Below are 21,887 nucleotides of genomic sequence, written 5' to 3'. Positions count from 1 at the left end.
GCCCCCTCGCCGCCAGCCCCGCCGTCGTCGCCCAGAACCGGACCTCACATGACAGTGCTTCACTCGCGCAACGCCGACGCCGCCGACCCGGCGGACGTCGCCGCCGCCGACGCCGCCGCCGACGTCAAGGACCCCCAGGACGCCGCCGCCGAGCCCGACCTCCGCGAGGACCTCGGCCGCTACGCCGAACTCGGGGCCTTCACGCTCAGCGCCGACACCCACGCCTGGTACGCGGCCGTCGACACCGTCGCCACCCCCGAGGACGCCCGCGCCGCCTCCACCGTCCTCGCCGAACTGCGCGGCCGCGACCTCCAGCAGCTCTGGGAGACCGTCACCGCCCTCGTCACCGAGGTGAGGGTCGACGAGCCGGCCACCGTCACCCAGACCGCGGCCCTGGTCGAGACCCTCCAGCGGGTGCGCACCACCTCCGCCACCCTCATCCCCGCCGCGTACGACACCGACCTCGGCCCCCTCGTCGCCGCCACCGCCGACAGCGCCTGGCGCAAGGAGCGGGACGTCAAGGTCTCCTGGCTGCGCGGCCGCTCGCTGCGCAAGCAGGCCGCCGCCCTCGCCCACGACCGCCGCATCCGCCGCGAGGACCTGCACGAGGCCCTCTCCTCCGCCCTGGTCGAGCGCCGCGCCTGGGCCCTGCTCGCCCCGGCCGGCACGCTCCCGAAGGTGCCCTCGGACGGCAAGCTGGTCGAGACCACCGCCCAGGCCTTCGAGGCGCTCGGCGCCGGCCTGACCGAACTCGCCCGCCTGCTGCCCGGCCGCGACCTCGACGGGATCGCCTTCGCCGACCTCGTCGAGCTGGTCGAGCGCCTCGCGGCCGACGAGGGCACCCTCTACCGGCTGCCCACCATCCGCGGCCTGCGCGCCACCCTGGAGGAGGCGGGCCTCGGCGAGCTGCTCGCCGAGCTCGCCGCCGCGCGTGCCGACCGCCGCGCCGCCGAGGCCGCGTACGCGGCGCGTCAGGCGCTCGCGGGCGGGCAGCGGGACGGGCTGGCGGGGGCGGGTACGGAGGCCCCCGAGACCGAGGCCGAGACCGAGGTTGAGGCTGAGGCCGACGTCGAGGTCGAGGTTGAGGCCGAGGTTGAGGCCGACGCGAACGCCGAGGCCGCCGCGCTGCAGGCGCTGGCGAGCGGGCAGCGGGACGGGCTCGCGGAGGATGCTCCGGCGGAGACCGAGACCGTTGAGGTTGAGGCCGCTGAGGTTGAGGTCGAGGTCGCGCCTGTTGAGGTTGAGGCCACCGAGGTTGAAGCCGCTGAGGCTGAGGTCGAGACCGCCGACGCCGAGGAGCCCGAGGCGGCGGTGACCGAGGAGACGGACGTCGTCGTCGCCGACGACGAGCCGCTCGCGGAGGTCGCGACGGAGAACGAGACGGAGGAGGCCCCGGCTGCCGCCGTGTCCCTCCCGGCGCCCTCCCCGGCCGCTGACGACCTGGTGGACGTCGTGGACGCCGTGACCGTCGTGGCGGAGACCGCCGAGGCGGAGCAGGCCGAGGTCGAGCAGGCCGAGGTCGAGACCGAGCCGGAGGCCGTCGAGGCCGTGGCGGAGGAGCCGGAGGCCGTCGAGGAGCCGACTGCGGTGGCCGAGACGGCCGTTGAGGCCGAGCCCGAGGTCACCGTCGAGGCCGAGGCGCCGACTGCCGCACCGGAGACGGTCGTTGAGGCCGAGACCGAGACCGAGACCGAGACCGAGCCGGTTGTTGAGGCTGAGGCCGTCGAGGTCGAGCCCGAGGCCGTGACTGCCGCGCCGGAGACCGTCGTTGAGGCCGAGCCGGTCGCGGAGGCCGAGGCGCCGACCGTCGAGCCGGAGCCCGTCGTCGAGGCGGAGCCCGAGCCGGTTGTCGAGGCCGAGGCCGCCGACGAGGCCGCCCCCGCGAAGCCGGACTTCACCCCCGGCCGCCCCGTCACCGCCTACTCCGCCGACGAGCTGCTCGCCATCGTCCGCTGGATCGACGCCGACGGCACCGACCGCAGCGACGAGGAGCTGCTGCGCGCCGCCATGAAGGAGCTGGGCTTCGCCCGCCTGGGCCCGCGCATCAAGGAGGCGCTGGGCGCCGCCGTCACCGCCGCCCGCGGCTGACGACGGCTCCGGGCGCGGCGACGAGGAACGGAAAGCAGCGGGGCCCGGGACGCGAGAGGTTCGCGTCCCGGGCCCCGTCGCACGAGCGGGCTGACCGGGCTGACCGGGTGAGCGGGCCTCAGCCCGCCTTGTTCCACGGCTGGCTGGCCATCAGCGCCTTGACGTTCGCCACATACGACGGGTTCGGGATCACCAGGCTGCCGACGACCTGGCCCGAGGCCGGGTCGGTGACGGTGTTGTAGTGCACGTTCCCCGCCCCCGCGTTGTACGCGGAGATGACCAGGTCGAGCAGCGGCGTCTTGCCGGTGGCCGGGTCCGGCGAGAGGTCGTACGCGCCGCCGAAGGACGAGTCCCCGTAGTAGGCGACCAGCCAGTCCAGCAGCTGGCTGCCGAGCTGGACGTTCCCGTTGAGCGTCTTCGGGTCCGACTTCGTCCCGAACTTGCCGTTCATCCAGTCGACGGTGTTCGGCATGATCTGCATCGTGCCGATCCCCCCGTCACAGGCGAGGATGCCGGACTGCCAGCCGCTCTCCTGCCAGGCGATGGCCTTGACGAGGTTGACGGGCAGCGGCGGGAGCTTGTCCGTGCCGCCGTTGCTGAGGTTGAGCGTGCGCGGCTGACCGGCCGCCGAGGTGAGCGCCGCCCCCACGGCCTCCTTCGGCTCGTCCGGCTGCGGCTTGCTGGGCTTGCAGGAGCTCTGCAGCGGCGGCACGTGCGGGACGGCCGGGGCGGGCGGCGGCGGGGGCGCGACCGGGCCGGGCTTGGCCACCGGGACGGGCGCCACGATGGCGGGCTTGGCGACCGGCGGCTGGGTGGCCGGGCCGGACTTGGCGCTGCCCGCCTGGGTGCTCGCCCCGGCCTTCGCCGACTTGCTCGCGCTCGCACTCGCCGTCGGGGAGGCGCTCGCCGAGGCCGTGTCGGTGGCCGTCGCGCTCGGGCTCGCACTCGCGCTGGGTGAGACCGTCCCCGCCGCGGTGGTGCTGCTCGCCGCGGCGTCCTGGTGGGTCTCTGCGGACTTGCTGCCGCAGCCCGTCAGGACGGCCGTCGAGACGGCCACCGCCGACACCAGCACCAGCGCCCGACGGGCCGTACTGTTCCTGCTCGCGTTCACCTGCGTTCCCCCCACTCGTTCACCGGCGGTCCCGGTGAATGGCGGTCATCCTACGAGGTGCCCGGTCCGTCTTGTGCGAACGGGTGGCCGGTCGGACGGCCGAGCGGGTGCGCGATCTCCCGCGCCAGCACCTCCGGGGCGTGCACCAGCGACGGCCCGTACCAGGTCAGGTGCCGCCCGCTCACCAGCGCCGCCGCAATCCCGGGGAACGACTCGGGCCCGTCCTCGGCGGTGAACCGGTACGGCTCGTCCGGCAGCACCACCAACTCCGGTTCGTCGAGCAGCAGTCGGGGCAGCGGCACGGTCGGGTACCGCTCGGCGTGGTCGGCGTGGAGCAGGCGCAGGCCGAGGCGGCGCAGCAGGTCCCCCGCGAAGGTGTCGCGGCCCAGCACCATCCACGGGCGGCGCCAGATCGGCACGACGGCGCGCGGGCCGCCCGGCAGGGGCACGACCCGGCGCCAGGCCTCCTCCGCCTCGTCCAGCCAGGACGGGCGCGGCAGGGCGCAGGCGACGGTCAGCAGGCGGTCGAGCGAGCGGAACGCGTCGTCCAGGGTGCGCACGTCGGTGACCCAGACCGGCACCCCGGCCGCCCGCAGCGCCTCCAGGTCGGGGCGGCGGTTCTCCTCGTCGTTGGCGACGACGAGGTCCGGCGCCAGGGCGAGGACGCCGGGAACGTCCGGGTTCTTCGTGCCGCCGATGCGGGCCACGTCCAGGTCGGCGGGGTGGCTGCACCACCGGGTGGCGCCGACCAGCAGGCCGGGGGCGGTGACGGCGATCGCCTCGGTGAGGGAGGGGACCAGCGACACCACCCGCCGGGGCGGGCGCGGCCCGAGCGGGACGGGCAGGTCGAGGTCGTCGCGCAGCACGGTGGGGTCGGCCATCCGGCCACCCTACGCGCGCACCGCCCGCCCGGCGGACGGTCCCGCCGCCGGCCCCCGCCAGCCCCCAATGCCCGACCGGCCCCGCGGCGGGAATCCCCGGGAACCCGCTGACCGCCCCGCCCGACTACCTGGTCCGGGTCCGCAGCGCGGGCCCGTCACAGTCACTGCCACTGCCACCGTCACCGACCAGGAGAGTCGCCATGCGCCCTCGCCCCCGCCACCGTGTTCGCCGCCCCAACACCCGTTCGAACGCCCGTCAGGGAGCCGTCTACGGCCTGGCGGCCGCCGTCGCCCTGCTCGCCACCGGCTGCGGCAGCGGCGGCGGGACGAACACCGCGGCCGGCACCGGGCCCGGCGCGACCATCACCGCCGCCTCCGGCTTCCCCGTCACCGTCGCCGACTGCGCCGGCAAGGAGACCACCGTCGCCAAGGCGCCCACCAGGATCGTCACCAGCAACGCCTCCAGCCTGGAGATGCTGCTGCGCCTGGGCGCCGGAGACCGCGTGATCGGCACGGGCTTCCCGCCCGGCAAGGGCGCCCTGCCCGCCGAACTCGCCGAACAGGGCGCCAAGGTCCCGGTGTTGGGCGACAAGGCCATCCCCAAGGAGAAGCTCCTCGGCTCCGGCGCCGACCTCTACATCGACACCTTCGGCGCCATGCCGATGATGGGCGGCGGCGCCACCGGGCCCAGCGAACAGGAGTACGCGGCCGCCGGCATCCAGCACGTCTACCTGCTCTCCACCGCCTGCGCCGGCACCCCCAAGGCCGCCAAGGCCCCGCGCACCGACCTCTCCGGCGTCGAGGAGGACATCCGCCGCCTCGGCGCCGTCACCGGCACCGCCGCCCGCGCCGAGGAACTCGTCACCGGCATGGAGAAGCGCGTCGGCGAGGTCCGCACCGCGCTCGCCGCCGTCCCCGAGGCTCAGTGGCCCACCTACTTCCTCTTCGACTTCGACGCCGGCACCAAGCAGCCCGTCGCCGTCTGCGGCCGCCAGGTCGCCAACGCCGTCGTCACCCTGGCCGGCGGGCGCAACGTGTACGCCGACTGCGACGCCGACTTCAAGCCCGGCACCTGGGAGGACGTCGTCGCCAAGAACCCCGACTGGATACAGCTCGCCGTCCGCAACCGCGGCAGCGAGGACGCCAACCGCAAGGCCTTCGACGACGCCGAGGCGTTCCTGCGCGGCTTCCCCGCCACCCAGGGCCTCAAGGCCGTCCAGCAGGGCCACTTCATCCGCCTCGGCTCCGAGGCCACCACCATCGCGGGCGTGCGCAACGCCGACGCCGTCCAGCAGATCGCCCAAGCCCTCCACCCCGACCTCGTCAAGCCCGCCGGGACCCCTGCCGCCCCCGCCACCACGAGCGGGCAGTAGCAGGTGGCCGCCACCGCCGCCCCGGCCCCGCCGGACACCGGCCGCCGCCCGGCCCGCACCCTGCGGGCCGGGCCGCTCGCCCTCGCCCTCGGCGCCGCCCTGCTGCTCGCCCTCACCGCCGCCGTCTCCCTCGGCTCCGTCGACATCCCGCCCGGCGAGGTCTGGTCCGTCGTCGCCCGCCGCCTCACCGGCCGCGCCCCCGACCCCGGCACCCACGACCTCATCGTCTGGCAACTCCGCGTCCCCCGCGCCCTCCTGGCCGCCGTCGTCGGCGCCGGACTCGGCCTCGTCGGCACCGCCGTCCAGGCGCTCGTGCGCAACCCGCTCGCCGACCCCTACCTCCTCGGCGTCTCCTCCGGAGCCTCCCTCGGCGCCGTCGCCGCCATCGTCCTCGGCACCACCCTCGGCCTCGAACTCTCCTTCGGCAGCGCCCTCGGACTCACCGTCTCCCTCGCCGCCTTCGCCGGCGCACTCGGCGCGTTCACCCTCGTCTGGCTCGTCGCCCGACGCGGCGGAGGCTTCTCCCCGCTGCGCCTCGTCCTCGCCGGTATCGGCATCGCCCAGTTCCTCGGCGGCCTCACCAGCTACCTCGTCCTCCAGACCCGCGACGAACAGCAGACCCGCGGCGTCCTGTTCTGGCTCATGGGCAGCCTCGGTGGCGCCGTCTGGGCCCAACTCGCCGTCCCCGCCGCCGCCGTGGCCCTCGCACTGCTCCTCCTCCAGGCCCGCGCCCGCGGCCTCAACGCCGTCCTCATGGGCGACGAGACGGCCGCCGGACTCGGCATCGACGTCACCCGGCTGCGCCGCGAGGTCTTCGTCGTCACCAGCCTCCTCACCGGCGTCCTCGTCGCCGTCTCCGGGGCGATCGGCTTCGTCGGCCTCCTGGTCCCGCACGTCTGCCGCCTGCTCGTCGGCGGCGACCACCGGCGCCTGCTGCCGCTGTCCGCCCTCACCGGCGCCGTCCTGCTCGTCGTCGTCGACACGGCCGCCCGCACCGCCCTGGACGGCCAGGAACTGCCCATCGGCGTCGTCACCGCCGTCATCGGCGCCCCCACCCTGCTCTACCTACTGGACCGACGACTGGAGCGCACGTGAGGATCGCCGTCGAGGACCTGAGCGTCGTCCTGGCCGGGAGGCGCGTGGTGGCGGGGGTCCACCTCGTCGCCGAGGACGGGGAGATCGCCGGACTGGTCGGGCCCAACGGCAGCGGCAAGTCCAGCCTGCTGCGCACCGTCTACCGGCACCTGCGGCCCAGCGCCGGGCGGGTGCTGCTCGCCGGGCGCGACCTCGCCGCACTGCGGCCCGCGCAGTCCGCCCGGCACATCGCCGCGCTGCCCCAGGAGCGGGGCGGGGACTTCGAGTTGAGCGTGCGGGAGGTCGTGGCGATGGGCCGCACCCCGTACAAGGGCGCCTTCGCCGCCGACGACGCCGAGGACCGCCGCCTCACCGCCGAGGCCCTGGAGCGCGTCGGCCTGACGGGCTCGGCCGGGCGCCGGTTCTCCCAGCTCTCGGGCGGGGAGCGGCAACGGGCGCTGCTGGCCCGGGCGCTGGCCCAGCAGCCGGACGTGCTGGTGCTGGACGAGCCGACCAACCACCTCGACGTCCGGCACCAGGTCGAGCTCCTGGCCCTGCTCCGGCAGCAGCGCCGCACCACGCTCGTCGCGCTGCACGACCTCAATGCGGCCGCCTCCGTCTGCGACCGGCTGCACGTGCTGCACGAGGGGGCGCTGGTCGCCTCCGGCACGCCGCGCGAGGTGCTGACGTCGGAGCTGCTCGCGGAGGTCTTCGGCGTCCGGGCGGCGGTGGTCGAACACCCGTTGACGGGGGACCCGTTGATCGCCTTCGACCACCGCGCGCCGGTGCCCGTTCCCGTGTCCTGACCGGCCCGTCGGGGTGTCGGGCGGACGGTTCCCCCGTCCGCCCGACACCCCTTTCCTCGTTCGTCGGGAGGGCGGGTCAGAGGGCTTCGAAGTGGCTCGGGCGGCCGTCGCGCAGCGCCGGGCGGCCGAGCCGGGCCGCGCTCTCGTGGCGGAGCAACTCCCAGCGGCCGTCCGGGTGCTGGAGGGCGCAGGAGTGCCAGGGGGTGGTCCAGGCGTCGTCGGCGGCGAGCAGGCGGATGCCGAACTTCGGGGCGCCGACCGGCTGCGGGTGGATCGACAGCCGTACGGCCGCCGGGTGGTGCTCGGCGATCAACTCGCCCCAGGCGCGGCTGCGTTGGATCACCCCGTAGGCACGGCGGCGGCAGTCGCGCTGGAGGGCGGAGCGGGTGCCGGGGAAGGCGGCGGTGTCCTCGACGAGGAAGCGGGTGATGCCCAGGTAGAGCCGCCGGGTGTCCTCGTCGGCCACGACCTGCTCGCGCAGCCGCTCCAGGCTGGGGGCGTAACGGGCGTGCACCCGGGCGCGCTTGTCGTCGTGGGGGAGGTCGCCGAGGACGTCGCGCAGGTCGAAGACGGACAGCCGGGTGAGGCCCTCGCGGCGGATCATGCGGGCCAACTCGTCGGAGTAGGCGTCGATGTGGTCGTCCGGGACGCCGATCAGGTCGCCGAAGACGTGGCCGTCCGAGCAGATCAGCAGCCGGGCGCCGGGGGCGTGGAGGCAGCCGATCTCGGCGCAGAGCCCGTCGAGGAAGGCCAGCGAGAGGCGTTCGCCCTCGTCGGGCAGGTGGCCGAGGACCTTGGCCGGGTTGGGGGACTTGCAGGGGAAGCCGGGCAGGGTGAGGAGGATCGGCTCGCCGGCGCGGATGAAGGCGGTGACCTGCGCCAGCTGCAGCGGGAACTGCTCGGGGCGTGCGTCCGCAGCGGGGTCGGCGGCGCGGCGGTGGGGCAGCAGCAGGGCGAGGACGCGCTCCGCGAGGCGTGCGGCTTCGGCGGTCTCCGGTATCGCGTCGGGACGGATCGGGGCGGGGCGGATCGGGGCGGGGGCGAGGGGCACGGTTCTGGTCCTCCGGGGCAGGCGGGAACGGGGGTTTCGGCCGTCAGTGGCGGCGGTCGTACGCGACGGGCAGCCGGTTGACGCCGCGCGCGAGGACGGCGGGGATCCAGGCGAGCTCGTCCAGGGCGTCGCCGGGCTCGGCGCTCGGGCGCAGGCCGGGCAGCCGGGTGAGCAGGGCGGAGAGGGCGACCTGGAGTTCGGCGCGGGCGAGGGCGGCGCCGGGGCAGTAGTGGGCGCCGTGGCCGAAGGCGAGGTGGGCGTTGGGCGTGCGGTCGAGGTCGAGCCGGTCGGCGTCCGGGAACCGGGCCTCGTCGCGGTTGGCGGCGCAGAGCGAGACGATCACCGAGTCCCCGGCGGGGACGGTGGTGCCGAACAGGTCGGCGTCCTCGGCGAAGAACCGCCAGGTGGTGAGCTCGAACGCGGCGTCGTGGCGCAGCAGTTCCTCCACGGCCCGGGCGAGCGCGGCCTCGTCCTCCTCCAACCGGTCGCGCAGAAGGGCGAGTTGCTCGGGGTGGCGCAGCAGGGTGACGAGCATGGTGGTGATCTGGTTGGTGACCGGCTCCTGGCCGGCGACCAGCAGCTGGAAGACCATCGAGTCGAGCTCGGCCCGGCTCAACACGCCCTCTCCGTGGGCCCGGACGAGCCGTCCGAGGAGGTCGTCCCCGTCCCTGCCCGAGTCGGTGTCGGCGTCGGCGCGCTTGCGGGCGACGACGTCGGCGATGTACGTCTGCAGGCCGCGCAGCCGTGCCTCGTAGGCGGGCCGGCCGGGGTCGTTCGGGCCGACCGGCTGCACGACCTTGCCCCAGTCCCGGTCGAAGCGCGCCGCCAGGTCGGCGGGCAGGCCGATGACCTCGGCGAGCACCCGGAACGGGTAGTGCGCGGCGAACCCGGCGACGAGGTCGGCGCCGCCGGTGGCGGGCAGGGCGTCCACCAACTCGTCCGCGATCCGGCGGAAGCGCGGCCGCAGCGCCTCCACCCGGCGCGGGGCGAAGGCGTCGAGGACGAGGCGGCGCATCGAGGTGTGCTCGGGCGGGTCCTGGTGCAGGAGGTGGACCTGGAGTCGGGAGTGCTGCGGCTCGGGCATGATCGAGGCGAGCCGTCGCCAATTGGCGTTCCCCAGCGCGTGGTTCTTGCCCAGGCGCGGGTCGTTGAGGGTGGCGTGGGCGGCCTCGTGGCCCGTGACCAGCCAGGCGTGGATGCCGCTGGGGAACTCCACCCGGTGCACGGGACCGGCCTCGCGCAACTGCCGGTAGAGCGGGTACGGGTCGCGCTTGTACTCCGGCCCGTACAGCGGCACGGGGTCGGCGCCGGCCGGGGCGTACGGGCAGCGCTGGGGGGTGACGTGGTCCTGCTGCATGGGCGGTGTTCCTCCGGTGGGCGGGTGCGGTACGTGCGGTCCGGTGCGCGGGGTGCGGTGCGGGCGGGTCAGGCGGCTGCGGACGGGCGGTGCCGGGCGAGCAGCACGGCGGCCGAGGCGGCGAGCAGGGCGGCCACGGCCAGGCCCGTACGGGCGGTGGCGGCCGCGGCGGTCGCGGTGGCGAGGGCCGGGCCGAGGGCGAAGCCCAGGCTGCGGCACAGCTGGACGGCGGACCCGGCGGTCGCCAGGCGCCCGGGCGGCGCGGCGGACATCACCAGGGCCTGTGTAGGGCCGCCGTTGAGGCCCATCCCGGCGCCGGCCAGGGCGAGCCGCCAGGCGATCTGCGGGCCGTCCCAGCCGGGGTCGAGCGGGACGAGCAGGGCCAGGCCGAGGGCGGTGACGGCGGCTCCGGTCAGCGCGGTGGGGCGGGCGCCCCAGCGGTCGGCCAGCCGCCCGCCGAGCCGTCCGGCCAGGACCATGCCGAGGGGGAAGGCCAGCATGGTCAGGGCGGTGGCGGTGGCGCTCTCGCCGCGCGGGCCGCGCAGCTGCTGGGCCAGGAGGTAGTGGCAGGCGGCGAATCCGGCGGCGAGGCAGAGCACGGAGGCGTTGGCCCCGGCCGTCCCGGCGGCGCGCAGCAGGTGGGCGACCGGGCGCCCGCCGGGGCGGCGCAGCCACAGCAGGACCAGCGGCGCGGCGGGCAGTGCGAGCAGCAGCCACAGCGGGGCCCCGGGGGCGAGGGTGAGGCCGAGTAGGACGGCGGCGACGGCGGCGCCGATCAGCGCCGCGTCGCCGAGCGAGCCGCGCTCGGGCGGGCGCAGCCGTCCGCGCCTCGGGGCGTGGCGGAGCACGATCCAGGCGGCGGCCAGGCAGACGGGCAGTTTGACGAGGAAGACGGCCCGCCAGCCGAAGTGGTCCAGCAGCAGCCCGCCGACGACGGGGCCGGTGACGGCTCCGAGGGGGCCCAGCGTCGCGGGCACGCTCATCGCCCGGCCGCGCAGCGCGGGCCGGACGGAGGTGGCGGCGAGCACCGGCATCAGGACGAACAGCACGGCGGCGAAGGCGCCTTGGGCCAGGCGGGCGGCGATCAGCCAGGAGGCCCAGGGGGCCAGCGCCGCCAGCGCGCTGCACACGGCGAACCCGGTCACCGCCAGCAGCAGCGCCGGCCTGGTGCCGACCCGGTCGAGCCATCGCCCGGCGGGCAACAGCAGCGCGACGAGGGGGAGTTGGTACCCGAGCGCGGCCCACTGGGCGACCCCGGCGGTGGCGTGCAGGCCGGTGGCGATGTCGGTGAGCGCGAGGTTGACCACGTTCATGTCGAGCATCGCGACGAAGGAGAGCAGGCCGGCGGCGACGACGAGGATCCAGCGGTCCGGCTCCAGGATGATCTGATGGTCCGTCAGATTATCGGGTATCGGGTGCTGCTGAGCCGTCATGGAGCCCTCCGTTCGGATGCCGCTTCGGACCGGGGCACCGCCTCGGCGGCGGGGTCCGGTACAGCAGTCGGGGGAGGGGCCGCCCGGGTTCCGAACAGGTGGGGGATTTCTGGAGGAGCGCGGGAGAATCGAACAGGAGGCGGCGAACGGATGACGGCTGACGGGGTTCAGCGAACAGAGTTCAGATGACAGATGACAGATGACAGATGACAGCGAACAGATAACAGCTGGCATCAGCTGTTATCTGTTCGCTGAAAGTTGTCATCTGAAAGTTGTCGACTGAATGTTGTTCGCCGAATCCTGTCCGCCGGTCGGCTCAGCAGGCCGCCGCGAACTCCCCGCGCTCGGCGGCGCGCAGCCGAGCGATCAGTTCCTCCCGCGCCCGCGCCACGCGGGAACGGACGGTCCCGACCGGGCAGCCCGCGACGGCGGCGGCCTCCGCGTAGCTGAGGCCCAGCACCTGGGTGAGCACGAACGCCTCCCGGCGCTGGGCGGGCACCCGGTCGAGGAGGTCCCCGAGGGCGACCCCGTCCTCGAACCCGGCGGCCGGCGCCGCCCCCGCGCCCTGGCGCTCCGCCGCCTCCTGCCAGTCCGGCAGTGCGGCGAGGCGCGGCCGGGCCGCCGCCATCCGGTAGCGGTCGATCACCGTGCGCCGCGCGATCGACAGCAGCCACGTGCGCGCCGAGGAGCGCCCGGCGAAGGACGGCAGCCCGCGCAGCGCGCGCAGGAACGTCTCCTGGGCGAGGTCGTCGGCCGACTGCACGTCCGTGAGGTGGGCGACGAACCGCCACACGTCCCGCTGGGTGGCGCGCACGAAGGCCTCGACGTCGGCGGCCCGCCCGCCCCGGGCGGTCAGCGCGAGTGCGGTGAGCTGGTCGTCATCCACGGTCGCCTCCCACCCGGTCGGCCCCGGCGAAGCCGCCGTGCGGGACGATGGTCAGATGAGATGCGCGCAGTTCCGTACCGCCCTGTCCGCCCGCCTCGACGGCGAGCCGACCGGACTGCCGGAGGCCCGGCTGGACAAGCACCTCGCGCGCTGCGGCGGCTGCCGCGCATGGCTGGAACGCGCCGAGGGCCTGCGGGCCCGTACCGGGGCGCAGGCCGCCGACGGTCCGGGGCCGGAGTGGACGGCCGGACTGCTGGCCCGGCTGTCCGACGAGCCGGCAGAAGAGGGCAGGGAGAAGTAGGGCGCCGGCCGGAGCCGGTGCGCCGTCGTGGTCAGGCATGTGAAGGTCCCGAGGGGAGGGCTGGCTGCGGCGCCGCGACAGGGCGGCACCGTCGACGTCCAGGGGCACCCGCCACCGCGCCTCCCGTGACAGGACGGCCGACGGCGGAGCCCGCGCCCGCCCACCACGGCGGCACGAGGGCGCGACCGGGCGGCGGGCGACCTGCCCGCCACGGGTCGGCGATCCGAGCGGCGGCGGGCGCGTCAGCAGGCGAGGCCGAAGGCCGGCGGCCCCCGCCGGACCACCGCGTGCGTGAGCAGCACCGACCGGGGCGGCCGCACCGACCGGTCCGCGGGCCGGGGCGCGGCCGGCGGCCGGTACCCGCACGGGCGCGGACACAGCGCCAGCAACGGGAGCAGCAGCGCCCCCGCCACCACGGCGCCCAGCGCGCCGAACAGCTCGAACAGCCGCACCAGCGCCGCGTCCCCGCGCCACAGCAGCAGCGCGCACGCCAGCGCCGCCACCACGTGGCCGGCGAGCATCCCCGGCGACATGCCGTGGGACATGCCGTGCGAGGCCCCGTGCGCGGCGGCACCCGACACACCGTGCCCGGTCATCCCGGTCATCCCGGCCATCCCCGGCATGTCCGCCATCCCGGCCATCCCGGGCATCCCCGCCATCGCGTGATGCATCCCGCCACCGTGCGGCGCGACCGAGGCCGGCGGCGGAACACCCGGGTCGAGACCCGCCATCCGCGCCAGCTCCACCGGCGAGAGCCCGCCCGGCAGCCGCTCCGGATTGCAGAGCAGCAGCGCCGCCCAGTCCGTACCGCCGCCACCCGCGCCCGCGCCGTACGCCCCGGCGCGCTCGAACAGCAGGTGCAGCGCACCCTGCGCCGCGACCATCCAGGCGCTGATCACCGCGAGCCCCCGCCGCCTCCCGGCCAGCAGCCAGGTCGGCACGAGGACGCCGCCGGCCGCGCCGGCCAGCACCGCGGGCGTGACCCCGGCCCCGCCCATGGCGACGTGCGCCGCGGCGGCCAGCGCCACGCACAGCGCGGCGAAGACCACGGCGCGCAGCAGGCGTACTCGGTCGGTCATCACGATGGCACTCATCGTCGCACCCGCCCCGCCCCGTCCGTGCCGCACCCTCCGGTACCGGCCGGTTCCGCCCCGTGAGACCATGCCCGCCCGCCCAAGGCGGCCACCCTCCCGGACGACCCTGGCGCGCCGGTCGAACCGCTTGACATCCGTGACCGCCTGCTCACTAAATGTGCACCCTGACCACAGGCCGTCCGTACAGGAACGAAGCCCGTACGAAGCAGGAGGCACACCCATGCACACCCGCACCACCCAGCACGGTGCCGACCTCGCCGACCCGCGCTTCTGGCGGCTGCCCGCCCCCGACCGCGCCGCCGCCTTCGCCGAGCTGCGCCGCCTCCCCGCCCCGCTGTACGTCGGCGACCGCGCCGCCGGGCGCGGCTTCCACGCGCTCGTGCGGCACGCCCACGTCGTCGAGGCGAGCCGCACGCCCGCCGTCTTCCTCAGCGGCCCCGGCGTGACCACCCCCGCCCCGCCCCGCTGGGTGCGCACGGTGTTCGGCGACTCGATGGTCAACCTCGACGACCCCCGCCACGCCCAGCTGCGCCGGATCGTCTCGCGGGCGTTCACCCCGAGGCTGCTCGGCCGGGTCGAGGAGGACGTCCACCGGATCACCGCCGCCCTGGTCGACGACCTGGAGCAGCGACGCTCCACGGCCGCCGGGCCCCCCGGGGACTTCGTCAGCGCCGTCGCCGCCGAACTCCCCTTCCAGGTGATCTGCACGATGATGGGCATCCCCGAGGAGCCCCGCCGCCTGATCCTCGACCTCGTCGACCGCGCCTCCGCCGACACCGGCGTGGCCCGCTCCCAGCGCAGCCGCCTGCGGATGCCCGGCCGCGGACTGGCCGCGCTCGCCCGGATGCAGGCCACGGTCGCCGCGATCGGCCGCGAACGCCGACGCCGCCCCGCCGAGGACCTGATCTCCGCGCTCGTCACCGCCGACGTCGACGGGCGGGCGCTCAGCGGCCGCGAACTCGGCGCCTTCTTCTCCCTGCTGCTGGTCGCCGGCGTCGAGACCACCCGCAACGCCCTCGCCCACGGCCTGCACCTGCTCACCGCCCACCCCGAGCAGCGCGCCCTGCTGCTCGCCGACCTCGACGGCCGCCTCGACGGCGCGGTGGACGAGATCCTGCGCCACGCCACGCCGATCGTCCAGTTCCGGCGCACCCTCGCCGTCGACCACGAACTCGGCGGCCCCGGCGGCCCGCTGCTGCGCGCCGGGGAGCAGGTCGCGCTGTTCTTCGGCGCCGCCAACCGGGACGAGGCGGTCTTCACCGACCCGGACGCCTTCGACATCACCCGCACGCCCAACCCCCACCTGGGCTTCGGCGGCGGCGGACCGCACTACTGCCTCGGCGCGCACCTCGCCCGCCAGGAGATGAGGGCCCTGTTCCACGCGCTGTTCACCCGGCTGCCCGGGATCCGCTCGGTGGGGGAGCCGGTGCCGGTGCCCTCCAGCTTCGACCACCGGGTCCGCTCGCTGCGCTTCACCTACTGAGCCCGCTCGCTCCGGCCCCGCGGACCGGCCGTCAGCTCGCCGGCTCCCACACCGCCTGGTCGTGCGCGAAGAGCACCCAGCGCGGCTGCGCCTCGGCCACCCGGTCCAGCCAGGCCGGGTAGCCGGGCAGCGGCGCCGCCGCCCCCTCCAGCGCCGCCCGCCGGGCCAGCACCGCCTGCCCGTACTCGCTCGCGAAGTCGTACGCCTGCCCCGCCAGCAGCACCGAGCGCCCGCCCGAGCGGTCGACCAGCAGCGACTGGTGGCCCGGACTGTGCCCCGGGGTCGGCAGCACCCGCACGCCCGGCCAGACCTCGGTCTCACCGTCGACCTCGCGGTACTCGACGCCGGGGAAGTCGACCAGCTCGTCGAAGGTGTACCCGCCGCGCCGGGCGACGGCCAGCTCCGCGCTCTGCGCCACCACCGGGGTCCCGGCCAGCAGGGGGTTGGCGCCGCAGTGGTCGAAGTGCAGGTGGCAGTTGACCACCAGGTCGATGTCGGAGACCGCCACCCCGGCCGCCGCCAGCGCCTCGGGCAGCGGACGGCGGACGGGCCGGTAGTGCGCCTCCGTCTCCGGATCGCCCGAGCCGATGCCCGTGTCGAACAGCAGCAGGCCCTCCGGACGCTTCACCAGGTACGCCAGCACCGGCTCCACCCGGGGCTCCGGACCGCCCACTTCGACGGCCGGCCGGACGAAGTAGCCCAGATCGAGTCGGCGGATCGGGTCCATCGGCGTCATCCCCTGTTCGTGTTGCCCGGCACGGAGACGCGGCACTGCTCGCGCCCGCCCCACCCTGCCGTCGGTTCGTCACATCATCGCGTCGTCATACGTTCAAGGGCGTACGGGGTCGCCCTCGCACGCCCCCACCGCGCCCCGCGCCACCCCGAGTGCCCCCGCTCCCCGTGGACGCGCCCCCGGAAGGGCCGCGTCCGCACCCTATCGGTCGACCGGCAGAACCCTCCCGCCCTCAACGCGCCACCGCCCCACCCTTCGCGACCAGGTGCCCACCTCCCGCGCCCCGCACCCCGCGATCCCCGCCGTACCGCCGACACCTGTGGCCGGCGTCACGGCGCAGACCCGGAGCGCGGGCGCACAATGCGGCTCATGATCGAACCCTCCTCACCCGCCGCCTCCAGCACCCCGTTCGACGGCTCCTCCGACGGCCTCGCCAACGGCCTCTTCGACGGCCCGACCGCCGACGTCTGGACCGCCCTCAGCGGCTCCGCCGAACTCCTGCGCCTGGTCGAGTTCCACGGACCGCAGGACGGCCTGCCCTCCGGCCTGCCGCTGCGCCGCCTCGCCCGGGCGACGGTGGCCGCCTGCTCCCTGGCCGCCGCCGAACTCGCCGCCCGCCGCGCCGGCGGACCCGTCCCGGCCGTGAGGGTGGACGAGGGCGCCGTCGCCACCGCCTTCACCAGCGAGCGCCACCTCACCGTCGACGGCCGCAGCCCCGTCGGCTTCGCCCCGCTGTCCGGCTTCTGGCGCACGGCGGACGGCTGGGTGCGCACCCACGCCAACTACCCGCACCACCGCGCCCGGCTGCTCGACGCCCTCGGACTGCCCTCCGACACCGGGCCCGAGCGCCTCGCCGAGACCCTCGCCGCCCTGCGCGCCGAGGACGTACAGGAGCGCGCGTACGCGGCGGGGGCGCTCGCCGTGGCCGTCGCGCCGGTGAGTGCCTCCAGGCACCCCCTGGTCGAGCACCTCCCCGTCCCCAGCGCCGCCCCCGCCCCCGTACGGCCCCTCGGCGCCGCTCCCGTCGACCGGCCCGCCGCCGGGGTGCGCGTCCTCGACCTCACCCGGGTCATCTCCGGACCGGTCGCCACCCGCACCCTCGCCCTGCTCGGCGCCGACGTCCTGCGGATCGACTCGCCCCGACTGCCCGAATCCGACGACGCCCACGCCGACACCGGCTTCGGCAAGCGCTCCGCCCGCCTCGACCTCGCCGACCCCGCCGACCGCGCCGTCTTCGAGGCCCTCCTCGACACCGCCGACGTGGTGGTCAACGCCTACCGCCCCGGCTCCCTCGACGCCCACGGCCTCGCCCCCGAGACCCTGTTCGCCCGCCGCCCCGACCTCGTCCTCACCCAGATCGACGCCTGGGGCTGGAACGGCCCCTGGGCCGGGCGGCGCGGCTTCGACAGCCTCGTCCAGGCCGGCATCGGCATCGCCGCCCACGAGGCCGGACCCGACGGCCGCCCCGGCGCCCTGCCCGCCCAGGCCCTCGACCACGGCACCGGCTACCTCGCCGCCGCCGGCGTCCTGCGCGCCCTCGCCGACCGCGCCGCCGGACGCCCCGGCGGCCGCCACCTGCGCCACTCCTTCGCGGGCACTGCCTCCTGGCTCCTCCACGGCATCGCCGACGCGGGCCCGGACGCGGGCCCGGACGCGGGCACGCCGTACGACCCGCAGCCCTGGCTGACCGTCACCGACTCCCCGTACGGGAGGCTGCGCCACGCCCTCCCGCCGATCGGCTACGCGGGAGCCCCCGACAACTGGACCCGCCCGCCCGGCCGTTGGGGCACGGACGAGGCGGTCTGGCTCGACCGGTAGACCGACGGGCGCTGTCGGTGGCCTCTGGCAGCATCGCCCGCATGACTGCCGCACCGCGACCCGCCCACGCCACCGACTTCACCTGGTTCCGCCGGGACCACCCCGACCTGGCCGAGGCCTACTGCCTCACCCTCGTCCAGGGCCTCACCGCCGAGGAACTGCAGCGCCGCTTCGGCGCCGTGCCCGCCGGGGAGGTCGTCGGCCTGCGCGAGGTCACGGACACCGGCCCGGACGGCCGGGAGGAGGACGACCACCCGGTCGGGGAACTGCCCGAGGGCATCGACCCGGAGAACTGGTCGTACGTCGCCGTCACCGAACTCGACGGCTGGGCCCTCGCGGTGGAGCCCAACGGCTACCTCGGCGTCACCCCCGAGGCGATCGCCCGGCTCGCCGAGGGCACCCGGCTGGTCTCCCACTTCCGCAACATCAACGCGGTCGACCACTTCCACTGGTGGGAGCACGGCACCCGGCGCCTGCACTTCGAGCCGCTGTTCCCCACCCAGCGCGACGGCGAGGACGCCGAAGGCCGGGGCACCTCCGAGCTGCTGACCGCCTGCGGCTTCCACCTCGACGACGACAGCTTCGACCTGCACACCGAGGCCGCCTTCGCCCTCGCCGAACGGCTCACCGACGTCCGCCTCGCCCCCGAGCGACTGGCCGGCCTCACCTTCCGCCTCGGATACGTGCCGGGGCCGTGACCCCCTCTTCGAAGGAGTCACGGCCCCGGCACGTACGGATGGACAGTCAGACCCCGGACGGAATCCGCTTCGCCCGGCCCCGGACCTGGAGCGCCGTCACGATCTCGACCACCCCGAGGATCAGCAGCCAGCACCCGGCCAGCACCGTCAGCGCGGAGATCGAACCGACCGGCCACACCATCAGCAGCACACCCGCCAGCGTGTTCGCCACACCCGCGAACGCCTGCCAGCCGCGCGCCGGCATCATCGGGTCGGAGGCCGCCGCGGCGAGCTGGGTGATCCCCCGGAACAGCCAGCCGATGCCGATCCAGAGCGCGAGCAGCAGCAGCGACTGCACGGCGCTACGGAAGCAGAGCAGGCCCAGCATCACGCAGATCGCGCCGCTGATGAAGGCCATCACCCGCAGGGCCGTACTCGCATGGGTGCCGAACGCGGCCACCAGCTGCACGATGCCCGTCACCAGCAGGTAGAGGCCGAACAGCACGCCCACCACCAGCAGGGTCTGCCGGGGCCAGGCGAAGACGATGACCCCGAGGGCCAGCGAGGCCAGCCCGGCGGCCAGCAGCACCTGCCAGGCGGCCCTGGCGAGTTGGCCGAGCGGGCCTTGGACCGGGGTGCCTTCGGGGGTGATGATCGGAGAGACCACGGCGGAGAACTCCTCGGGGACGGGAGCGGACAGAGGACCTGACCCAGCCTCACCGCGGCACCGCCGCCCCGCGCGCCGGACTACTCCATTCGAGGGACTACTCCATTCGGGGGGCTCGTTGGGGGCACTGCTTCGTTCGGGGACGGCCGCCCTACCGCAACCGATGGGCGCCCGGTCTTCGGAACGTCATGTTCCATCCACCGGCGGTCGATACCATCCGGTATGACTACTGCAGGGTGGGGGACCCCGCCGGTCGAACCGATCAGCCAGCACTACATCGTGTGCGGGGGCAACGCCCTCGCCCACCGCCTCGTTCTGGAACTCGTCGAGCACTACGAAGTCCCGGTCGTCGTCCTCGTCACCGACCGCACCCGGGACCACGCTCCCCGGATCGAGCAACTGCCCGGCGTCGCGGCCGTGGTGGAGTCCGCCGCCATCACCGAGGAGGCGCTGCGCGCCGTCTCCGTCGCCACCGCCCGGGGCATCGCGCTCGTCGAGGGCAGCGACCAGGACAACATCCACGCCGCGCTCAGCGCCCAGGGGCACAACCAGGACCTGCGGATCGTCCTGCGGATGTTCAACCAGCGCCTCGGCGAGAACATCGAACGGCTCCTCAAGAACGGGGCCGCGCTCTCCGGCTCGGCCACCGCCGCCCCCGCCTTCGCGGCGGCGGCGCTCGGGCGGCCCAACTCGGTCGAGATCGACGGCCGCTTCCTGCACGTCGCCTTCGACGAGGCCATCACCTCGGACCGGATCTGCGTGGTCGCCGACCACATCGACCGGCAGGACCTCAGCAAGATCCGCCTCATGCCGGAGGAACAGGGGGACTTCGAGGAGTTCCTGCGCCTGGCGGCCGAGTTCGGCGACGACGGACCGGTGATCCGCCCCGGCGGCGGCGTCCGCCGCGTGCCCCTGCCGCGCACCGAGGGGGAGACCGGGGACGAGGACGCGCCCGCGGGGGCAGTGCGGGGCCGGGGCGGGGTGGCCGCGCTCCAGGCGCTGCCGATCGAGCCCCGGGAGCCGATCAGCTGGGTGCAGCGGACGCAGTGGCGGCTCTTCGACACCATGCGCTTCCTCACCAGCGCCCGGCTGCGGGTGGTGCTGCTCATCGCGCTCGCCGCCGTGATGATGTCCTTCGGGCTGCTCTGGGCCCTCAACCGGGACTTCGGCTGGACGGTCTACATCTCGCTGCTCGACCTGGCCGGGGCCGCCCAGCCGGACCAGCTCACCGACATCGCCAACGGGAGCGGCACCGGCGGGCTCTGGCAGCGCATCGCCCAGGTGGTGATCACGCTGTGCGGGATCACCTTCGCGCCGGTCGCCACCGCCATCGCGGTCGAGGTGCTCGGCTCGGGGCGGCGCGGGCAGCCGCGCAACCCCGGCGCCGGCACCCGGGACCACGTCATCGTCGTCGGCCTCGGCAACCTCGGCACCCGCATCGCCGAACAGCTGCACGGGCTCGGCGTCCCGGTGGTCGGCGTGGAGCGCGACCCGCAGGCGCGCGGCATCGGGGCGCTGCGGGCGCTGGGCCTGCCGGTCGTGGTGGGCGACGGGCCGTTCGAGGAGCAGCTGTCCCGGGCCCGGCTGCGGCACAGCCGGGCGGTGGTCGCGGTCAGCGGCGACGACGCCACCAACGTGGAGGCGGCGCTGGAGGCGCGGCACGGCAACCCGTCCGTCCGCGTCGTGGTGCGGCTGTTCGACGACGACTTCGCCCGGCACTTCTACGCCACGCTGGAGGACGCGGCCTCGCGCTCCGTCTCCTACCTGGCCGCGCCCGCCTTCGCCGCCGCCCTGATGGGACGGGAGGTGCGCGGGACGCTGTCCGTCTTCCGGCACGCGCTGCTGATCGCCGAACTGACGGTCGAGGACGGCAGCGGGCTGATCGGTATGAACCGGCACGACCTGGAGGACCCGGGCGGCGTCCGGGTCATCGCGGTCGGCTTCGCCCGCAACTCCCGGCTCAACTGGAAGTTCGCCGATCGCACCCGCCGACTCACCCCCGGCGACCGCATCGTGCTCGCCGCGACCCGCAGCGGGCTCGCCCGGATCAACACCGCGCTGGTGGACGAGACGTGACGGCCGCCGGGGGGCGGACGGGCCGCGAACGGCTGAGGGCTGACAGCTGACAAAAGACAGATGACAGAAAACAGATAACAGCGAACAGATGACAGCGAACAGATCACAGATGGCAGCTGATGAAATCTGTCATCTGTTCGCTGTTTTTTGTCATCTGTTCGCCGACCTCCGTCAGCGGTTTTCGAACTTGGGCGCCCGCTTCTCGGCGAACGCCGCCATGCCCTCCTTCTGGTCCGCCGTCGCGAAGGTCGCGTGGAAGAGGCGGCGCTCGAAGCGGACGCCCTCGGCGAGGGTGGTCTCGAAGGCGCGGTTGACGCTCTCCTTCATCATGATCGACGCCGGCGCGGACATCGAGGCGACGGTCTCGGCCGTGCTCAGAGCCTCCTCCAGCAGCTGGTCGGCCGGGACGATCCGCGACACCAGGCCCGCCCGCTCGGCCTCCTCGGCGCCCATCATCCGTCCGGTCAGGCACAGTTCCATCGCCTTGGCCTTGCCGATCGCCCGGGTGAGCCGCTGCGAGCCGCCGATGCCCGGGATCACGCCGAGCTTGATCTCCGGCTGACCGAACTTCGCGGTGTCCGCCGCCAGCAGGATGTCGCACAGCATCGCCAGCTCGCAGCCGCCGCCCAGCGCGAACCCGGCCACCGCCGCCACCACCGGCTTGCGCAGCGCGCCCAGCCGGTCCCACGGGCCCAGCCAGTCGTCCAGGTACACGTCGGGGAACGCGTTGCCCTGCATCTCCTTGATGTCCGCCCCGGCGGCGAACGCCTTCTGGGACCCGGTGATCACCAGACAGCCGATCTCCGGGTCCCGGTCGAAGGCGGTCGCCGCCGCGACGACCTCGTTCATCAGCTGCGTGTTCAGCGCGTTCAGCGCCTTCGGGCGGTTGAGCGTGATCAGCCCCACCCGGCCCCTGCGCTCGACCAGGATCGTCTCGTAGGTCCCGGTGGTCTCGGTCTCGGTCATCGCCGTCGACTC

At 75.1% G+C, this 21,887-nt stretch carries 19 protein-coding genes; 9 read left to right on the top strand and 10 right to left on the bottom strand.

Annotated features, from left to right (window positions below; translation table 11 throughout):
- Positions 1-48 precede the first annotated feature (48 nt).
- Entirely contained in the window at positions 49-2,088 is a 2,040-nt protein-coding gene (locus tag ACIRRS_RS03100; protein WP_402964102.1) for a hypothetical protein, read from the top strand.
- 118 nt (positions 2,089-2,206) lie between these two features.
- Here the strand turns inward: ACIRRS_RS03100 and ACIRRS_RS03095 are convergent, their stop codons facing one another.
- Together ACIRRS_RS03095 and ACIRRS_RS03090 are read right to left on the bottom strand one after the other, a co-directional pair.
- Positions 2,207-3,199: a transglycosylase SLT domain-containing protein gene (locus tag ACIRRS_RS03095; RefSeq protein WP_402964099.1), complete on the bottom strand. Its 993-nt coding sequence runs from the start codon at positions 3,197-3,199 to the stop codon at positions 2,207-2,209.
- Positions 3,200-3,249: 50 nt separating this feature from the next.
- Positions 3,250-4,080, bottom strand: coding sequence for a helical backbone metal receptor (locus tag ACIRRS_RS03090; RefSeq protein WP_402964096.1), 831 nt, complete (start codon positions 4,078-4,080; stop codon positions 3,250-3,252).
- 200 nt (positions 4,081-4,280) lie between these two features.
- Here ACIRRS_RS03090 and ACIRRS_RS03085 point away from each other — a divergent pair, with 200 nt between their 5' ends.
- From ACIRRS_RS03085 to ACIRRS_RS03075, 3 genes are read left to right on the top strand one after another with little or no spacing between them, the layout of a single operon-like run.
- Positions 4,281-5,453, top strand: a complete 1,173-nt coding sequence (locus tag ACIRRS_RS03085; RefSeq protein WP_402964093.1) for an ABC transporter substrate-binding protein — start codon at positions 4,281-4,283, stop codon at positions 5,451-5,453.
- A 3-nt stretch (positions 5,454-5,456) separates the two neighbouring features.
- A complete protein-coding gene (locus ACIRRS_RS03080; protein ID WP_402964090.1) occupies positions 5,457-6,548 on the top strand; it encodes a FecCD family ABC transporter permease in 1,092 nt (363 codons plus the stop codon).
- Positions 6,545-7,333, top strand: coding sequence for an ABC transporter ATP-binding protein (locus ACIRRS_RS03075; protein ID WP_402964087.1), 789 nt, complete (start codon positions 6,545-6,547; stop codon positions 7,331-7,333). Before ACIRRS_RS03080 ends, ACIRRS_RS03075 begins: the two co-directional genes overlap by 4 nt.
- A gap of 76 nt (positions 7,334-7,409) precedes the next feature.
- Here ACIRRS_RS03075 and ACIRRS_RS03070 read toward each other — a convergent pair whose 3' ends face one another.
- The 4 genes from ACIRRS_RS03070 to ACIRRS_RS03055 all read right to left on the bottom strand — a co-directional run bounded on the left by ACIRRS_RS03070 (position 7,410) and on the right by ACIRRS_RS03055 (position 12,060).
- On the bottom strand, positions 7,410-8,384 hold the full coding sequence (locus ACIRRS_RS03070; RefSeq protein ID WP_402964084.1) for an L-tyrosine/L-tryptophan isonitrile synthase family protein: 975 nt from the start codon (positions 8,382-8,384) through the stop codon (positions 7,410-7,412).
- A 43-nt stretch (positions 8,385-8,427) separates the two neighbouring features.
- On the bottom strand, positions 8,428-9,741 hold the full coding sequence (locus tag ACIRRS_RS03065) for a cytochrome P450 (protein ID WP_402964081.1): 1,314 nt from the start codon (positions 9,739-9,741) through the stop codon (positions 8,428-8,430).
- 68 nt (positions 9,742-9,809) lie between these two features.
- Positions 9,810-11,174, bottom strand: a complete 1,365-nt coding sequence (locus ACIRRS_RS03060) for an MFS transporter (protein ID WP_402964078.1) — start codon at positions 11,172-11,174, stop codon at positions 9,810-9,812.
- A gap of 316 nt (positions 11,175-11,490) precedes the next feature.
- Positions 11,491-12,060, bottom strand: a complete 570-nt coding sequence (locus ACIRRS_RS03055; RefSeq protein ID WP_402964075.1) for a sigma-70 family RNA polymerase sigma factor — start codon at positions 12,058-12,060, stop codon at positions 11,491-11,493.
- A 55-nt stretch (positions 12,061-12,115) separates the two neighbouring features.
- Between ACIRRS_RS03055 and ACIRRS_RS03050 the strand changes: the two genes are divergently transcribed.
- Positions 12,116-12,361, top strand: coding sequence for a zf-HC2 domain-containing protein (locus tag ACIRRS_RS03050; protein WP_402964072.1), 246 nt, complete (start codon positions 12,116-12,118; stop codon positions 12,359-12,361).
- 242 nt (positions 12,362-12,603) lie between these two features.
- Here the strand turns inward: ACIRRS_RS03050 and ACIRRS_RS03045 are convergent, their stop codons facing one another.
- Positions 12,604-13,440, bottom strand: a complete 837-nt coding sequence (locus ACIRRS_RS03045) for a hypothetical protein (RefSeq protein WP_402964069.1) — start codon at positions 13,438-13,440, stop codon at positions 12,604-12,606.
- 235 nt (positions 13,441-13,675) lie between these two features.
- On the opposite strand from ACIRRS_RS03045, the gene ACIRRS_RS03040 reads away from it, so the two are divergent.
- The gene (locus ACIRRS_RS03040) at positions 13,676-14,938 is read left to right on the top strand and encodes a cytochrome P450 (RefSeq protein WP_402964066.1); all 1,263 of its coding nucleotides are present in this window, start codon (positions 13,676-13,678) and stop codon (positions 14,936-14,938) included.
- Between the two features lie 31 nt (positions 14,939-14,969).
- Here the strand turns inward: ACIRRS_RS03040 and ACIRRS_RS03035 are convergent, their stop codons facing one another.
- Positions 14,970-15,674 carry an N-acyl homoserine lactonase family protein gene (locus tag ACIRRS_RS03035; RefSeq protein WP_402964063.1) on the bottom strand — a complete coding sequence of 235 codons (705 nt, stop codon included), beginning with the start codon at positions 15,672-15,674 and terminating at the stop codon, positions 14,970-14,972.
- A 366-nt stretch (positions 15,675-16,040) separates the two neighbouring features.
- Between ACIRRS_RS03035 and ACIRRS_RS03030 the strand changes: the two genes are divergently transcribed.
- On the top strand, positions 16,041-17,489 hold the full coding sequence (locus tag ACIRRS_RS03030; RefSeq protein ID WP_402964060.1) for a CoA transferase: 1,449 nt from the start codon (positions 16,041-16,043) through the stop codon (positions 17,487-17,489).
- 41 nt (positions 17,490-17,530) lie between these two features.
- Positions 17,531-18,187: a DUF6461 domain-containing protein gene (locus ACIRRS_RS03025; protein ID WP_402964057.1), complete on the top strand. Its 657-nt coding sequence runs from the start codon at positions 17,531-17,533 to the stop codon at positions 18,185-18,187.
- Between the two features lie 46 nt (positions 18,188-18,233).
- Here the strand turns inward: ACIRRS_RS03025 and ACIRRS_RS03020 are convergent, their stop codons facing one another.
- A complete protein-coding gene (locus tag ACIRRS_RS03020) occupies positions 18,234-18,833 on the bottom strand; it encodes an HdeD family acid-resistance protein (RefSeq protein WP_402964054.1) in 600 nt (199 codons plus the stop codon).
- 222 nt (positions 18,834-19,055) lie between these two features.
- On the opposite strand from ACIRRS_RS03020, the gene ACIRRS_RS03015 reads away from it, so the two are divergent.
- A complete protein-coding gene (locus ACIRRS_RS03015; RefSeq protein ID WP_402964051.1) occupies positions 19,056-20,909 on the top strand; it encodes an NAD-binding protein in 1,854 nt (617 codons plus the stop codon).
- Between the two features lie 171 nt (positions 20,910-21,080).
- Here the strand turns inward: ACIRRS_RS03015 and ACIRRS_RS03010 are convergent, their stop codons facing one another.
- Complete coding sequence (locus tag ACIRRS_RS03010) at positions 21,081-21,875, bottom strand: enoyl-CoA hydratase (RefSeq protein WP_402964048.1); 795 nt, start codon at positions 21,873-21,875, stop codon at positions 21,081-21,083.
- Positions 21,876-21,887: the final 12 nt, after the last annotated feature.

It is taken from the genome of Kitasatospora sp. NPDC101183, from assembly GCF_044767945.1.
In the GTDB taxonomy this organism is placed as follows: Bacteria; Actinomycetota; Actinomycetes; order Streptomycetales; family Streptomycetaceae; genus Kitasatospora.
The sequence above is the reverse complement of the archived record's forward strand: the minus strand, read 5'-3'. Positions and strand labels throughout refer to the sequence as shown.